The 16,903-nt window shown below is 38.4% G+C and carries 13 protein-coding genes; 4 read left to right on the forward strand and 9 right to left on the reverse strand.

Annotated features, from left to right (window positions below; all coding sequences use genetic code 11):
- Positions 1-36 precede the first annotated feature (36 nt).
- Both G9H65_RS07415 and G9H65_RS07420 read left to right on the forward strand, forming a co-directional pair.
- Positions 37-2,151, forward strand: a complete 2,115-nt coding sequence (locus tag G9H65_RS07415) for a peptidase domain-containing ABC transporter (RefSeq protein WP_166374706.1) — start codon at positions 37-39, stop codon at positions 2,149-2,151.
- 180 nt (positions 2,152-2,331) lie between these two features.
- The gene (locus G9H65_RS07420) at positions 2,332-3,273 is read left to right on the forward strand and encodes an SPFH domain-containing protein (protein ID WP_166374707.1); all 942 of its coding nucleotides are present in this window, start codon (positions 2,332-2,334) and stop codon (positions 3,271-3,273) included.
- A 17-nt stretch (positions 3,274-3,290) separates the two neighbouring features.
- Here the strand turns inward: G9H65_RS07420 and G9H65_RS07425 are convergent, their stop codons facing one another.
- The 7 genes from G9H65_RS07425 to G9H65_RS07455 form a co-directional block, all read right to left on the reverse strand.
- A complete protein-coding gene (locus G9H65_RS07425) occupies positions 3,291-3,809 on the reverse strand; it encodes a YfiT family bacillithiol transferase (protein WP_166374708.1) in 519 nt (172 codons plus the stop codon).
- Positions 3,810-3,813: 4 nt separating this feature from the next.
- Positions 3,814-5,532, reverse strand: a complete 1,719-nt coding sequence (locus G9H65_RS07430) for a D-alanine--D-alanine ligase family protein (RefSeq protein ID WP_166374709.1) — start codon at positions 5,530-5,532, stop codon at positions 3,814-3,816.
- A gap of 5 nt (positions 5,533-5,537) precedes the next feature.
- Entirely contained in the window at positions 5,538-5,792 is a 255-nt protein-coding gene (locus G9H65_RS07435) for a NifU family protein (RefSeq protein ID WP_166374710.1), read from the reverse strand.
- Positions 5,793-5,795: 3 nt separating this feature from the next.
- Positions 5,796-6,878 (reverse strand): Mrp/NBP35 family ATP-binding protein, encoded by a 1,083-nt coding sequence (locus G9H65_RS07440; RefSeq protein WP_166374711.1) that lies wholly within the window; start codon positions 6,876-6,878, stop codon positions 5,796-5,798.
- Between the two features lie 63 nt (positions 6,879-6,941).
- Positions 6,942-7,913 carry a GSCFA domain-containing protein gene (locus tag G9H65_RS07445; RefSeq protein WP_166374712.1) on the reverse strand — a complete coding sequence of 324 codons (972 nt, stop codon included), beginning with the start codon at positions 7,911-7,913 and terminating at the stop codon, positions 6,942-6,944.
- Positions 7,914-7,919: 6 nt separating this feature from the next.
- Positions 7,920-9,692: a DUF885 domain-containing protein gene (locus G9H65_RS07450; protein ID WP_166374713.1), complete on the reverse strand. Its 1,773-nt coding sequence runs from the start codon at positions 9,690-9,692 to the stop codon at positions 7,920-7,922.
- A gap of 30 nt (positions 9,693-9,722) precedes the next feature.
- Entirely contained in the window at positions 9,723-11,480 is a 1,758-nt protein-coding gene (locus tag G9H65_RS07455) for a DUF885 domain-containing protein (RefSeq protein ID WP_166374714.1), read from the reverse strand.
- A gap of 260 nt (positions 11,481-11,740) precedes the next feature.
- On the opposite strand from G9H65_RS07455, the gene G9H65_RS07460 reads away from it, so the two are divergent.
- Together G9H65_RS07460 and G9H65_RS07465 are read left to right on the forward strand one after the other, a co-directional pair.
- The gene (locus tag G9H65_RS07460) at positions 11,741-14,380 is read left to right on the forward strand and encodes an MGH1-like glycoside hydrolase domain-containing protein (RefSeq protein ID WP_166374715.1); all 2,640 of its coding nucleotides are present in this window, start codon (positions 11,741-11,743) and stop codon (positions 14,378-14,380) included.
- Positions 14,373-14,846, forward strand: a complete 474-nt coding sequence (locus G9H65_RS07465; RefSeq protein WP_166374716.1) for a RidA family protein — start codon at positions 14,373-14,375, stop codon at positions 14,844-14,846. The genes G9H65_RS07460 and G9H65_RS07465 overlap by 8 nt, the downstream gene beginning before the upstream one ends.
- Before the next feature lie 169 nt (positions 14,847-15,015).
- Here the strand turns inward: G9H65_RS07465 and nadA are convergent, their stop codons facing one another.
- Both nadA and nadC read right to left on the reverse strand, forming a co-directional pair.
- Entirely contained in the window at positions 15,016-16,002 is a 987-nt protein-coding gene (gene nadA / locus G9H65_RS07470; protein WP_166374717.1) for a quinolinate synthase NadA, read from the reverse strand.
- Complete coding sequence (nadC, locus tag G9H65_RS07475; RefSeq protein WP_166374808.1) at positions 15,999-16,838, reverse strand: carboxylating nicotinate-nucleotide diphosphorylase; 840 nt, start codon at positions 16,836-16,838, stop codon at positions 15,999-16,001. The genes nadA and nadC overlap by 4 nt, the downstream gene beginning before the upstream one ends.
- Positions 16,839-16,903 lie beyond the last annotated feature (65 nt).

A 16,903-nucleotide genomic window follows, 5' to 3' on the forward strand; every position in this document is an offset into this window, starting at 1 on the left:
TATCTAGTTGATTTTTTAAAAGTACCTAACCCATTAATGAAAAAACCTATTATCGTTCAACAACAGGGGACCTCCGACTGTGGTGTAGCATGTTTACTTTCTATTCTCAGATATTTTGGAGGAAATAATAAAATAGAGAATTTAAGGCAGTTGAGTGGAACTACTTTACATGGAACAAGTGTGCTGGGCTTAAAGCAAGCTTCAGAGAAACTTGGAATGGATGCTGAAGCTTTTAAAGTTGAAGATGTTGACTTATTCAAAATTAAGGCAGATTTACCGTGTATTTTACATGTGATGGTAGAAGGTAACTTGGAGCATTATGTACTTTGTTATAAAATTCCGACTTCTAAATCTGGTTTTTATCTTATTGGAGATCCTGCTTTTGGAATTAGGGAATGGACTGAAGAAAAATTACTGTCCTATTGGAAGTCACGTGTTGTTTTATTCCTAAGGCCAAACAAATATTTTGTTTATTCTCCTCAATCTCGTTTCAGGAAGGTGACTTTAATGAGGAATTTGATTAAAAATGATATTCATTTATTGATAATAGCTTCTGTGATGGGAATTATTATAGCAGCTTTAGGAATGTCAACAGCAATATTTAGTCAAAATTTATTAGATCATATACTACCTGAACTTCACTACAAAAAATTATACTTGGGATTATTTCTATTTGTGTTGATTGGAATTTCTAAATCTGGAATTGGATATTTGAGAGGTGTATTTCTTATTCGTCAAGCTCGTGAATTTAATATAAGAATCATGGATGATTTTTATGGGAAATTATTTCAATTGCCAAGTGATTTTTTTATATCCAGAAAAACTGGTGAAATTATTACTCGTATCAATGATACAAGACGTATTCAAGAATTAATAAGCTATTTATTTGGAAGCTTGATTATTGATTTTTTAGTTGTATTCACATCAGTTATTTTCATATTTTATTATTCTAATTTTATTGGGTTTATATCATTAATTACAGTTCCATTATTTATATGTTTAATGTCGATTTTTCATAAGCAAATTATTAATTCTCAAAAAGAAGTAATGAGTTCTTCTGCTATGGCTGAAAGTCACTTTGTCGATGTTATTTCTGGAATACATTCCATTAAAGCTGTAAACAAAGAGAATTTCTTTATTGTAAGAGGTAAACAATTTTATCAAAATTTTCAAAATAAAGTATTCAATTTAGGTTTTATAGCCAATACCTTTGGGTTATGGAGTGAATTTGCTTCAAATATTATAATATCAATAATTCTTGGTTTTTGCTCAATTGCAGTTTTGAATAATCAAATTAAACTTGGAGAAATGATGGCAATTGTTGCAATTGGTTCCAATTTAATAAATGCAGTTTCTCGTTTAACTAATAGTAATATAAGATTACAAGAAGCTACAATTGCATTAGAGCGAATGCATGAATTTAGTTCTAATGATTTAATGAATACTGATGGGGGAAAAAGTAATGGATTAATAAGCTCAGAATTTAAGTTTGATTCATTGAAAATTAATAATTTATCTTTTAGGTTCTCTGGGAGATTAGAGCTCTTTTCTCATATTAACTTAGAGCTAAAGAATGGAGAATTACTAATAGTTTTGGGAGAAATAGGGTCTGGTAAAAGTATCTTACTTCAAATTTTACAAAAAATCTATAATTATGATTCTGGTTCAATTTTAATTGGTAATAAAGAGTTAAGGCAAATAGATAGTATTTCTTGGCGAAATCAAGTAGGAATCGTAGCACAAGAAATTAAAATTTTTAATGCAACATTAATTGAAAATATTATTTTAGATGATGTGTTGAATGAACAAGAAAAGGTAATTGAGTTTTGTAAAAAATGGGGGTTTGATTTGTATTTCGATAAACTTCCAAATTCTTATATGACAATTGTAGGAGAAAATAGTGTTCAGCTTTCGGGTGGTCAAAAACAACTAGTGGGATTGGTGAGGGCTCTTTACCGTAAACCAAAAATTTTATTATTGGACGAACCTACCTCTTCACTGGATGAAAAAACAGAGAAATTTGTATTTGATGTTTTGGGGAAATTGAAAAGTGAAATGGCAATTTTAATGGTGACACATAGGGGATCTGTGATTTCAAATGCTGACAAAATATTCGAATTCAAATCTAAGACTTTGGTTCAAATTAAATAGCAATTAAAAATTATTAGATATTGAGCATTAATTTGAAATATATAATTGTATTCAGTTAAGTTAGTTTCACTTTCAACCCATTTCCCCAACCCTAAAACCACTCATCATTTATTGCCCAGTATCATCGGGGAAAATCCCTAGTTTAAGCTGTTTTTGTAAATTATAATCCCCCTAATAACCATGACTACTTTACTCGTTTTTGGAATCATTGGAATCTTGCTAATATTCTTTAGTTTGGTGACAGTCCAGCAAGGCAATATTGCCGTTATTTCCATGTTTGGTAAGTACCAGCGTATCCTGCACCCAGGTTTGAACTTTAAAATTCCGCTGATAGAAAGTGTCTACAAAGTCATTTCTATCCAAAATCGCTCCATCGAATTGGAATTTCAGGCAATCACCATTGACCAAGCCAATGTGTACTTTAAATCCATGTTGCTGTATTCGGTCATCAACCAAGAAGAAGAAACCATCAAAAATGTAGCCTATAAATTCATTGATGCCCAAAGTCTCATGCAAACTTTGGTCAGAACGGTAGAGGGATCCATTCGTTCCTTTGTAGCCACCAAACGTCAAAGTGAAATCTTAAGTTTACGCAAGGAAATTGTTTCTTATGTGAAAGATCAAATCGATCAAGTGATGGAAGAATGGGGCTATCACCTACAAGATTTACAATTAAATGACATCACTTTTGACGAGGTCATTCTGAAATCCATGAGTCAAGTTGTAGCGTCCAATAACTTAAAAGCCGCTGCTGAAAATGAAGGTCAGGCCTTATTGATTACCAAAACTAAAGCGGCCGAAGCAGAAGGTAATGCCATCAAAATTTCTGCCAATGCAGAACGTGAAGCAGCTCAATTGCGTGGTCAAGGTGTTGCCCTTTTCCGTCAAGAAGTAGCCAAAGGTATGTCGGATGCCGCCCGAGAAATGCAACAGGCAAATTTAGATACTTCGGTGATTTTGTTTTCCATGTGGACGGAAGCCATCAAGCAATTTGGAGAGCAGTCGAACGGAAACGTGATTTTCTTAGATGGTTCTGCCGATAATATGCAAAGAACCATGCAGCAAATGATGAGTGTCAACCAGCTGCAAACCATCAAACAAAACAAAAAGAAAGAGAGTTAAAACTCTCTTTCTTTTTATTATTTCACCGATAAAACATGCGCCAAATGATGGTCGCAATGCCAAGCGTAGATACCCAAGGCTCGGTCTAATGGATATGTGATTCCTCTTTCTGGATTGATATATGCCTTTTTCCAATCAGCTTCTTGTAAGGTATTTAATAAATACACCCAACGTAAGTGAACATATTGAATGCCTTCCAATGACCATTCAATGGGAGCTTCGTTGCCATCGGGCAAATTCGCCCAATCTGCTTCTGAGTATGGTTTGATGATTGGATTTTCTTCCGTCAAGGCCATTTTGAAACGAATGAATGAATTCATGTGGCTGTCGTTAACGTGGTGAATGACCTGACGGGCAGTCCAACCACCTGGACGGTAATGTTTCGCTAAGGTTTCATCCGACATGCCTGCAACAGCTTGTTTTAGTTTTTCTGGAAAGTCAGCTAATGTCTGAATCCAAGCTTTTCTATGTTCTAGCGTGATGTTTTCAGGTGCTGAAAACTTGCCAACGGGATATTGCAATGGGTTGATTTCCATAAGATTAAGCCGTTTTAATGGTGGTATAAAACTCCGTAATTTCCTGTGCTAATTGATGGGTTTGGGCAATCAATGGATGAACTCCTTTGGAAATAGATTCCAGCATTTCTACTGCCGAATCTTTATTCCATTGTGCTGTATTCACCGTGATTAATATTTCTCCTTCTTCTAATAGCATGGGCGTTTGAACAATATAAGCTTGCTTACCTGTCGCCGATAATGCGTTGGCTTGTTTTTTTACTGCTTCAAAGCACGCTTCTAATTCATCTGAATTAGCACCTCTTATCTCTAGGATAATTTTTTCTTGTTGTCTTTGAGCGTCTAGTTCAAATTTGATGGCCGAATCCAATGCTTCCAATTGCTTACGAATGGCATGGTAGTTTTTACCCGTGCGCATTCTCTCCCGTAAGGATTGACGAATGAAATAGGTAATAGAATCGGTTATCGTTAAGCCTATTTCGGCCATTTGCTTGAAAATCAAGGAGCTTGGCGACATGCCTGGGATGGTATTAGGGTCATGTAAAACCACGACACCACCTTCAGCTAAGAATCCATCAATTCGGGTACAAACACCAAAGCCCAAATCATCAAAGGCTTGACAAACCATCTTTTGAATGAGCTGTAAGTTGGCTAGACTAGCATCCATAGGAATGCGCTTACGAGTTGCTTTTGATTTGTATTTGGCATTGAAATCAAACACTTCTACAGACTCATCAATGACAATTTCAGTAGGAGGTAGGGCAACGGTCTTGCCTTTTGGGCTTTGAATCACGCCACAACTAAACTCATTTCCGTTGACAAATGATTCCAATAAAATGGCATCTTCCGAATGGATGGAATGAATACTAGCTTTGGTGACACTGAGCTTGAAATATTCTTGCAAAGTATCCAGTAAGTCGGCTGGGTGTAGATAATTTTGATGATTAAATCGAACTGGAAAACCAATTCCTTCGTCGAGATTCACCATTTTTTGTAATAAAACTAATTTATCTTCTTCCGTCAAATTCAACCAGTCTTCCCGGTAAATTTCTTGGATAAATAAGCATTTCTTGATGGCATTGTCGAAGTCCTCCAAGGAGTCTTTTTTCACAAAGGCTAAACCAATGGACGATCCTTGGTGGGGTGCTTTTGCCACGAATGGAATACCAATTTCTTTTTTTACTTGTTCAAAAAGCGTTTCTCTTCCGTATTTCTCGTAGTCTTGTCGTTGAAGAACAAAGAATTTTTTGTCCAAACCTATACTCTTTTTTAACCATTCATTTTGCTTTGCTTTATCTATGCCAATGGAGGAACCCAATAAACCCGGTCCAGAATAGGGCATATTAAACCATTCCAATAAGCCTTGAATGCTGCCATCTTCTGCCGCTGGCCCATGCATGGCTAGGAATACAAATTCGAAGTATTGGGAGAATTCATGGGGCTGAATAATCTGTCCAATCTCTGAAATGATTTGTTGGTAATCTTGCTCCGTTAAATCTTTTAATGATTCAATGTATACCGAAAAAATGTCGTCTTGAAAACGTTTGGGAGGAAAAAAATCACGAATAGAACTGGCATGAATCAGCTCTTCTTTGATTAAGATAAAATTACCTAAACTATCAACAAAAACGGGCACAGGTTGAAAAAGGGCCTTATTAATGTGTGCCATGGCAGTCTTGCCACCAGCAAAACTAATTTCACGTTCACGAGCTGGCCCCCCAAAAAATATTCCAATACGCATCATGCCACTTAAGATTGTACGGTTTGACTTAACTCTTCTACGGAAATAATTTCGGGAACTTCTCTACGAATGGCCTCTTCGACACCGGCTTTAAAAGTCATGGCAGACATGTTGCATGACTTGCAGGCGCCTAATAGATTCAGCTTCAGTCGATTGTCTTCTGTTATTTCAATGATTTCCACATTCCCACCGTCAGCTATGAGGTAAGGCCTTATAGAATCAAGCGCTGCTTGTACTTTCGAGTATAGAGGATGGTTTTCCATGGATTATTGACGTGGAGTAGATGCGTTTCTAATAGCAATTTGTTGGGCTAAATTAGCGGCAATGGTCGCAAATGCCGCGGCACTTGGTCCTTCTGTAGCAGCAATAGGTTTTCCTTCATCACCCGCTTCCCGTATGGCTTGAATTAATGGAACTTCACCTAAAAAGGGTACTTTATATTTTTCTGCCAATTTTTTGCCGCCATCTTTACCAAACAAATAATACTTATTATCAGGTAATTCCGCAGGTGTAAAATAGGCCATATTTTCTACTAAACCTAAAATGGGCACATTGATACCCGCTTGGTTGAAGAACTGCAAGCCTTTGGTAGCATCTGATAAAGCTACTTTTTGTGGTGTGGTAACAATGACCGCACCAGTCAATTTAATCAATTGCACCAAGGTTAGGTGGATATCTGAGGTTCCAGGAGGGAGGTCAATGAGTAAATAATCCAATTCATCCCAATTGGTATCACCAAAAAACTGGCGCAAGGCTTGTGTCATCATAGGACCTCTCCAAGGTACAGGACTATCACTTGGTGCTAAAAAGCCCATGGAAATCATCTTAATACCATATTGCATGATGGGTTGAATGCGGTTTTTGCCATTGACTTCTTGAACCAAAGGCTGTAATTCCTCCGCACCAAACATCACAGGGATGGAAGGGCCTGAAATATCCGCATCTAAAATCCCGACTTTAGCACCGCTTTGTTTTAAAGCCATGGCTAAGTTGGCTGTAACGGTTGATTTACCTACGCCCCCTTTACCGGAAGCCACAGCAATCACATTTTTTACCCCGGGGATTAATGGGTCGGAAGAAGCTAAACTAGTTACTTCTGCCGTCATATTGATGGATATTTTTAGGTCAGGATGCACCAAACGGTGGATTGCTTCCTCGCAATCTTGTCTGATTTTTTCTTTTAATGGGCAGGCTGGAGTCGTTAATACGACGGTGAAACGAACTTCACCAACGCCTAATTCCACATCTTTAATCATGCCTAAAGTGACCAAATCTTTTTTTAGATCAGGTTCTTGAACGGTACTTAAGGCACCTAAAATGATTTCTTTACTTACGCTTAATTCTCCCATGAATGCTTTGTCTCTTTCAAACCTCAAATATAAGGTATTTTCACCTTTGTTAGCCTTTCAAAATTAACTAATTGATAAAATCCGAGCTTCTATGGCTTGTTGCATTTTACTAGTATCATAGCCGAGCGTGGTACTTGAAAATTCAGCTTTGCATTGTTCTAAACTTTGTAAATAAAGTGCTTTTTTAGCTGGATGAAATTGATGTTGTAGCGTTTGGTAAGCCGCTTTCCATTTTTTCTCTATGTTTACTAAGTCTTTACTGAAATAGCATCCCATAAATTTTTGCCAAATATATTCTTCTGCTGTATCATTGGGATGAATCATATCAGAGGCATAAAATCGATAATCGCGCAACTCGTCCAGCATGATTTCATAAGCAGGAAAATAGTCTACATAAGGAAACTTGTTTTTCAAAGTTTCAGCGGCCAAACGAAGAATGGCTTTAGATACCGCATTTTCGGGAATTCCGTCTTTGGTATGGCGGACAGGTGAAACCGTCAAAATAATGCGAAGATTTGGGTTTTTCTTGTTTATTTTTTGAATAAATTCTTGATAAGGCAAGATGATTTCATCCAAAGTGGAAAGTCTTTTTTCAAAGGAATTGGCTGCTTGTTTGTGGCAATTGGCAATGGGCCGTTTCAGTTTTTTATCCCAATAATAATAGGCTGTTCCCCACGTGATGAGCAAAAACTGACTTTGTCCCAGGCTTTTTTTGACTTTTTGTTGGCGCTGCTGAATCAGTTCCATCAAATCAGAGGGGTCAGAGGCACATAGACTAGAATGGTAATCTGGGTGCAACCAAATACCCTGCTGATTTACTAATTCTATCGGAGAAAGCTTGTCTGTTTGTAGGGCTTTTAAGATCGCATTGGGATGAAATAAAGTTCCAAATGGCTGGTTGATGGTATTTAAGGGTAAATTTTCCATCCTCTTTCCCATGTTTTCAGCAAAGCATGAACCTATACTGAGAACATGAGAAGAAGGTTCTATTTTTTGAATAGATTCGGGAATGGAAAAGGTAGTTGTAAACTGCATGAATGCTTATTGCTTTTTTGCCCAACGATCCATTTTAGCCTCTAGTACCTCCAAGGGCATATTTCCATCTTTTAGTATTTCATCATGAAATTTCGCTAGGTTAAATTTGTCAGCCAATTGAGTTTTAACCTTTTCTCTAATTTCTCGAATTTTTAAGGCACCAATTTTATAGCTTAAAGCTTGAGCTGGAATGACCATATAACGCTCAATTTCAGCTGTTGCACCTTGCAAACTGATTTGTTCATTCGCCATCATGTAATCAATCGCCTCTTCTCGGGTCATTTTCTTCACATGAATACCAACATCTACCACGAGTCGGATAGCTCGGTGCATTTCATCGCCCAAAGCACCCATGTATTGATATGGGTCGGTATAAAGGCCTAATTCTTTCCCTAGACTTTCGGTATACAAGGCCCAGCCTTCTGCATAAGCTGAATTTCCACCAAATCTTCGGTATTTAGGGATTGATTTATTTTCTTGTTGTAAACTAATTTGATAGTGGTGACCGGGAATGGCTTCGTGCAAAAATAAGCTTTCCATGCCACTGGAGTAGTTAAAACTTTTGGCATCTAAAATGGGAACATAAAAGATACCTGGACGAGTCCCATCTTCTGAACCTGCGAAATATTCGGCACTAGCGCTAGCAGCTCTGAAAGCTTCCGTTTGTCTGATTTCAAAGGGTGTCTTAGGTTTGGTACCAAACATTTCCATCAGTTTGGGCTCCATTTTTTTATGAATAGCATGGAAGGCGGCCAATACTTCTTCTGGTTTTTGGTATGGATAAAATTTTGGGTCATTTTTCATGTACTCAAAAAATGCAGGTAAATCCCCTTTGAACCCAACGGAGTTTTTAGTTCGAATCATTTCAGATTGAATACGTTTCACTTCCTTCAAACCCATTTGGTAGATTTCTTCCGCAGGTTTTTTAGTTGTGGTCATTGTTTCAATCAAATAGTTATAATAAGCTTGCCCGTCTGGCACTTCACTGATGCCTGAGCTTGTTCGCGCAACAGGTAAATATTCCTTTTTTAAGAATACTCCCATTCTTTCGTAGGCTGGAATGACTTGATTTTGAATGACTAAGGTATATGCTGCCGTTAACCTTTTTTTATCTTCAGCTGAGAAGTTTTTGGGAAGATTGGCAATAGGTCCATAAAAGGTGCTTTTAGTGATGTCTTTGGTTGTAAAGGATTCCAATTGACCAATCATTCTTTCTACTAAAATTTTAGGCAATACAAATTTGTTGGCCATTCCCTTTTTAAAATAGGTTTGAGCGCTATCCAAATAAACAGCTCCCAATTCCATTCTTTTCAGCCAATTGTCATAATCCTTCACATTTTTGAAGGGTTGTATGACGGAGCCGCTACCCAATTGTGCGAAGGTTAAATGGAAGCCATAAAATTGATTTAGGGGTATGTAATTATCTTTAAAGCCCAATCCCTTCAAGTTTAGGTTTAATTCTCGTTTCAAAATATCAAAGGTGAGTTGATCATTGTCATTCAATGTTTCACGATCAATTCCCTCCAGTTGTACTAATGTTTTTTGATAAAGGTCTTTTAGTTTAGCACGGTGACTATCCGTGAAATCAAATGTTAAATGATCATTGTAACGATTGTCGCCGTTGACCGTGGCATTGACAGGGTTGAGTTTTAGTTGTTCTTCGTAGTAGGTATCAACTAATTTCCCAAGGGCATCATGGCTGGGCATCGTTGCCGTATTTTCTTTGTTTTGGCAGCCCCAAAATAGGAACAAGGCCAGCATAAGGATTAATTTTTTCATAGAATAATGGTTTATTTTCTTGTGTTGAATTTATTGTTTGTTGGCCCAGCGATCCATTTTTTCAGACAGAAGGTCTAAAGGTAAACGTCCATCTTTTAGAATTTCATCATGGAATTGGCTTAAGTTAAATTTTTGACCTAGTTTTTTCTCCAATCGTGCTCTAATTTCTTTGATTTTCAATTCACCAATTTTATAGGAAAGGGCTTGTCCTGTGTAGGTCATGTAGCGCTCAATCTCCGCAGTGGCCTTTTGAAGACTAATGGGTTCATTGGCCATCATGTATTCGATGGCTTCTTCTCGACTCATATTTTGGGAATGCAGACCTGTATCCACCACCAAACGAATAGCACGATGAATTTCGTGTCCTAATGCACCCATGTATTGATATGGATCTGTATATAAACCTAAATCTTTACCTAGACTTTCTGCATATAACCCCCATCCTTCACCGTAAGCAGCATTGAAGCCGAATCGACGAAATGCTGGAATGCTGGTATTTTCTCTTTGTAAACTCACTTGATAATGGTGGCCTGGAATAGCTTCATGAAGGAATAAGCTTTCCATCCCCGTGTTGTTGAATTTGGTCGCATTCAAAATAGGCACATAAAAAATACCTGGTCTTGATCCATCTGCTAAACCTGGGTTGTATTGAGCAGCGGCACTGGCAGCACGAAAAGCTTCCGTGGCTCTTACTTCAAACCTAGTTTTAGGGATTAGGCCAAACATTCCTTTTACCTTATTTTCCATTCTTCGATAAATGGCATAATAACCCTCAATCACCTCAGCCTCTGTTTTGAAAGGCATAAATTGTGGGTCATTTTCTATAAAATGAAAGAATGCTTTTAAGTCGCCAGAAAAACCCACCGACTTTTTGGTTTTTTCCATCTCTTCCTGAATGCGTTTTACTTCTTTCAGTCCGATGGCATGGATTTCTTTGGCCGACATATTAGTGGTGGTCATTTGTCGGATTTTGTATTGATAATACCGTGCAGCATCGGGTAGTCCTTGCGCGCCAGAGGTAGCGCGCGCTTTAGGTAAATATTCGTTTTTGATAAATACGGCTAAACGGCGGTAGGCAGGAATGATTTCTTTTTCTATTATGGATGAATAGGATGCGATAAATTGCTCTTTTTCGGCTTGGCTAAAACTAACTGGGAAGTTTTTTAAAGGGCCATAAAAGGTGCTTTGCGTGATATCAGATTTATCAAAAGATTCCAATTGACCAATTAATTTCAGGACCAAAGCTTTAGGTAAAACATAATTCGCCTTCAAGCCTTTTTTGAAATAGACGATACTGCTGTCTAAACAAGCCGCGCCTAAATGCATTCTTTTTTCCCAATTGGCATAGTCTTTCACGGTTTTAAAGGGCTGCACAACCGACCCAGAGCCGTATTGAGCAAAGGTTAAGTGAAACCCTTGAAATTGATTGAGTGGGATATAATTTTCTGGAAATGATAATCCTTCTAGGTTAAGTTCTAACGTGTTTTTTAGAATTTCATAACTCAGTCGGTCATTATCATTTAAATCCTTCAGTGGGATGTTATTTAGGCTGGCAAGGGTCTTTTGAGAATAGGCTTTTTGTTTAGCCCGATAGTCGTCTGTAAAATCAAATGATAATTGGTCATTGAACCGATTATCTCCATTTTGAGTAGCAGATAGTGGATTCATTTGAAGTTGATTTTCATAGAATGCATCTGCTAATTGGTTTAAAGCAGCATTCGGAGCCTGAGCTAAGGATTGAAAATAGCCTAAAGTAGCTAAGGAGAGAAGGAGGAAATATTTTTTCATGTTGTTGATGGAAGGATTGATATGCAGATACCAGAGAAATGAATCAATTTTTGAACTTTCGAATTAAAATGAATCCATTTGATAAGCAATATATTCATTTTTGGCAGAATTCATGGTAGGATTTAAACCTGTTTATGGACTAATTTCAATCTTGAATAGTATTTTTCATCGCTAGTTTTGAATTCGTCTTGCTTTCTATTTCGAATCTGCTTGAAATCAATAACTTTGCGATTTGCATTTATTCATACAAATTAAAAGATATGTCGGAACTAGGAGCGGAGCGTGCACGATTAAAAACTCGGAATGATAATAAAGGTTGGAAGAAGTGGGGGCCATATTTAACAGAAAGACAATGGGGTACCGTACGTGAGGATTATTCAGCTCATGGAAATGCTTGGGATTCCATCACGCATGACATGGCGCGATCCAAGGCCTACCGTTGGGGGGAAGAAGGTATCGGTGGAATCTCGGATAATAAGCAGCATGTATGCTTTGCTTTTTCTTTTTGGAATCACAAAGATCATATTTTAAAGGAACGCTTTTTTGGTCTAACGGGTGGAGAATCTAACCATGGGGAGGATGTGAAGGAATTGTATTATTACGAGGATTCCACACCTACGCACTCCTACATGCGGATGAGTTATAAATACCCTCATCAAGCTTTCCCTTATCAAAAATTGATTGATGAAAGTAAAAAGAGGACTCGTTTAGAGCCTGAATATGAGTTATTGGATACCGGCATTTTTGATCGAAATGAATATTTTGACATCAAAATGGAATATGCCAAAGCCGATGAGCAAGATATATTGATTCAAGTTACCGTAGAAAATAGGGCTAAAGTAGCAGCGCCTATTACGGTGTTACCCACCATTTGGTATCGCAATACTTGGTGTTGGGGATATGAAAATTACAAATACAAGCCCTTATTGACTGGAGTAGGTCATTCATTCATTGAAGTGGACCATCGAGTAGTGGGTCGTTTTAAGCTATATGCAGAGAATGCAGATGAGTTTTTATTTTGTGATAATGAAACTAATTTTCGTCGCCTGCATGATTCGCCCAATCTGAGTCATTTTGTGAAAGATGGAATCAATGACTACATTGTCAATAAGGCTAAAAACACGATTAACCCAAATAATATAGGAAGTAAGGCGGCTGTTCGATTTTCGGCAAAAATTCCTGCGGGTGGTAAAAAAGTGTTCCGACTGCGATTGACGAGCCAATCCATGCAACATCCTTTTGAGGATTTTGATGCTGTTTATTCATCCAGAATCAAAGAAGCTAATGACTTTTACGATGATATGCATGGCAATGTGAAAGAGGAAAAGTTGCGCGCTATACAACGCCAATCTTACGCGGGCATGTTGTGGACGAAGCAATGGTATTATTATAATGTATTTGAATGGATTAAAGGGGACCCATCCATGCCACCTCCGCATCCGAGTAGAAAGGTGGGAAGGAATAGTACGTGGCGACATATGTATGCGGCCAATATTTTATCCATGCCAGATAAGTGGGAGTATCCTTGGTTTGCAGCCTGGGATTTGGCATTTCATACCTTGCCTTTGGCTAGGCTAGATCCAGATTTTGCGAAACGTCAATTAGCGGTTATTCTGCGGGAATACTACATGCACCCTAATGGTCAAATTCCCGCTTATGAATGGTCGTTTTCAGATGTGAATCCGCCCGTACATGCATGGGCTACCTGGAAAGTGTATGAGATAGATAAGCAGATGAATGGAGGCAAGGGCGACCTTACCTTTTTAGAAAGAATATTTCATAAGCTCTTGCTGAACTTCACTTGGTGGGTGAACCTGAAGGATGAAGGAGGAAATAATATTTTTGGAGGAGGCTTTTTGGGGATGGATAATATTGGAGTATTTGACCGATCGGCCACTTTACCTACGGGTGGGCATTTGGAACAAGCAGACGGAACTGGCTGGATGGCCATGTATAGTCTGAATATGTTACGAATTGCCTGTGAAATTTCTATTGAAAAGCCTGTCTACCAAGACATGGCTTCCAAATTTTTTGAGCACTTTTTGCACATTGCAGGAGCGATGCAGGCCATTGGAGGCGACAAATTGAATCTGTGGGATGAGGATGATCAGTTTTACTATGACATGCTGCACAAAGAAGATGGCAATTTGATGTTATTGAAATTACGTTCCATGGTAGGTTTGATACCATTGTTTGCCGTAGAAGTATTGACCTCCGATATGTTGGAAAAACTGCCCCAGTTTAAAAGAAGGGTAGAATGGGTATTGAACAACCGACCAGATTTGGCCAATTTGATTTCTCGATGGTATGAACCTGGCAAGGGGGAAAGTCGATTGTTGTCGATATTACGCGGTCATCGTATGAAAATGATTATGAAACGGATGTTTGATGAAACGGAATTTTTATCTGATTTTGGCATAAGAACTTTGTCGAAATACCATCAAGAACATCCTTATAAGTTTATTTATGATGGAGGAACGATTCAGGTGAATTATGATCCAGCGGAATCAACGGGTGATATGTTTGGGGGTAATTCCAATTGGCGTGGGCCTATTTGGTTCCCTATGAATTTCTTGATTATTGATTCTTTGAGAAAGTTCTCGGACTATTATGGAACGGATTATGAAGTCGAGTTCCCTACAAATTCTGGCGTGATGGTCAATATCAAAGATGCGGCTGAGGGAGTATCTAAGCGTTTGTTGGATTTATTTATTCCGAATAAAGAAGGAAGGATTCCAATGTACGGTAGTTATGAAAAGATGCAAGAGGACGAGAATTTTAGGGAATCTATGTTGTTTTTTGAGTATTTCGATGGAGATACGGGTAAAGGTTTAGGAGCCAGTCATCAAACAGGCTGGACAGGTTTAATTTCAGAAATAATACATCAATTATATGGATAAGCGTACACCAGAAGAGAATTTTGCAGCCTTGAATTTGGCATTACCTCCAGCACCTAGTCCTTTGGGGGTTTATAAACCAGGGCTTCAAATGGGTGAATTATATTATGTTTCAGGTCATGGACCCGTGCAAACCAATGGTCAGCTGATTATTGGTAGGATTGGAGAGGCATTCACAATGGAGGAAGGTAAGGAGGCGGCTCAACAGGTTGGATTAACGATATTGGCCACCTTAAAAGCTCAATTAGGAAGTTTAGATCGAGTAAAACGGGTAGTTAAGGTGTTAGGAATGGTCAATTGCACCTCAGATTTTGAGCGTCATCCTTACATTATTAATGGATGTAGTGAGTTATTTGCTAAGGTTTGGGGAGAAGAAATGGGTATCGGGGTGAGAAGTGCTGTGGGGATGGGAACATTGCCTGACAATATACCCGTGGAGATTGAGGCCTTGTTTGAATTACATCAATAAGTTGATTTTTATTTTTGATTTTTCCCGTTTAGATTTGTCAACTTTGTCAAAGTTGACAAATCTAGGTGCCATCCCCCGCCGCCACAACCGTTCACTTAATTCCCCAACCAATCCCTTAATTCCCCAAGCAGTCAGTAGCTTAAGGACCACCAAACTCTTTTATTAATTTTTACTTGGAAATTTCCAACATCGCTTTTAAGGCCTTATAAGCTGGAATACGTATTTCTTCTCTCAAGTGAATTTCTGGTAGTTCGTAGTACAAGGCATTGTACAATTTTTCTAGGGTATTCATTTTCATATAAGGACATTCGCTGCAAGCACATGAGTTTTGCTCATTGGCAGGCGCAGGAATTAAGTGCTTATTCGGAACAGCCATTTTCATCTTATGTAAAATGCCTGCTTCGGTAGCCACAATGAAGGTTTGTCGCTCTGATTTTTCTACATAATTCAATAAGGCGGTGGTGCTACCTACATAATCAGCTTCCCGCAAAATCATCTCCTTGCACTCTGGATGAGCAATCAATAGCGCATCTGGGAATTCAACACGCAATTTTTTCAACTTTTCCAATGAAATGTCAATGTGTACCATGCACGCACCTTCCCACAAAATCAACTCTCTACCTGTTTTATGGGCAACATACCTCCCCAAATTAGCATCTGGGGCAAAGATGATTTCCTGATCATTCGGAATTGATTCCACCACTTGTACGGCATTGGATGAGGTACAAATAATGTCTGTCATCGCTTTAATTTCGGCTGAGCAATTGATATAACTCACAACCACGGCATTCGGATGCTTGGCTTTTAATGCTGCGAATTCTACAACAGGAACCGAATCAGCTAAGGAACAGCCTGCATTGAAGTCCGGAACAACGACTTTCTTGCTAGGATTTAAAATCTTGGCAGTCTCACCCATGAAATGCACCCCACAAAATACGATTAAATCGGCCGTTGTTTTTTCTGCAGCTTGTGATAAACCTAAGCTATCTCCTACAAAATCAGCCAATTCTTGAATGTCCCCATCAACATAGTAATGAGCCAAAATCACGGCATTTTTTTCCGCTTTTAATTTTTTGATGGCTTCAATTAATTCCGGTCCCTTTGGGGCGGATCTACTGATATAACCAACTTCTGCTGCTTCTTCCGTTAAATTCATGCTTTTTTTGCTTTTAAGCTAAGATCTAAACTCTTGATTTGATGGGTTAATGCTCCCATTGATATATAGTCAACACCCGTTTCGCCATAGGCTCGCAAGGTCTTTTCTGTAATTCCTCCAGAAGCTTCTGTTATGAATCTTCCGTTAATTCTTCTAATCGCATCTCGTAGACGGTCGGGACTGAAGTTGTCCAACATGATGCGCTGTACTCCACCAATGGCCAATACTTCATCTAACTCCGACTCATTTCTGACTTCAATTTCGATGGCTAATCCCAATTGATTCTTTTGGTTATAGGATATCGCTTGTTCTAATGCTGCTTTGATTCCACCGGCATAATCGACATGGTTATCTTTGATTAAGATCATATCATATAGAGCAAAACGGTGATTCGTAGCTCCTCCTATCTTACAAGCCCACTTTTCAGCTATTCTGAAATTGGGAGTCGTTTTACGGGTGTCTAATAATTGAGAACGAGTGCCATCCAGTAGATTGACCATACGTCTGGTATACGTGGCAATTCCCGACATTCTTTGCATGCAGTTTAACACTAAACGCTCTGCTTTTAGAATCGATTGAGCATTTCCATGTACTTCTAATACGACTTGACCATGCTGGATACTTGCCCCATCTGTCATAAAAGTTTGAACTTGTAATGCTGGATCTACCTCCTTAAAAATGTGCAAAGCCATTTCTACACCGGCTAATATCCCTTCATCCTTGACCAATAATTGTGCTTTTCCTTGGGCATCTTGATTCACTGTAGCCAATGAGGTATAATCTCCAGGGCCAACGTCCTCTTTCAAGGCAGCTTGAATAAAGGAGTGAATATGAATAGGATCCAGGTAGGCCAACATGCTCAGGGGTTTTGTTTGACAAATTTACAAATTTTAATCTTATC

Origin of the sequence: Aquirufa ecclesiirivi (genome assembly GCF_011250515.1) — a bacterium.
Classification (GTDB): Bacteria; Bacteroidota; Bacteroidia; order Cytophagales; family Spirosomataceae; genus Aquirufa; species Aquirufa ecclesiirivi.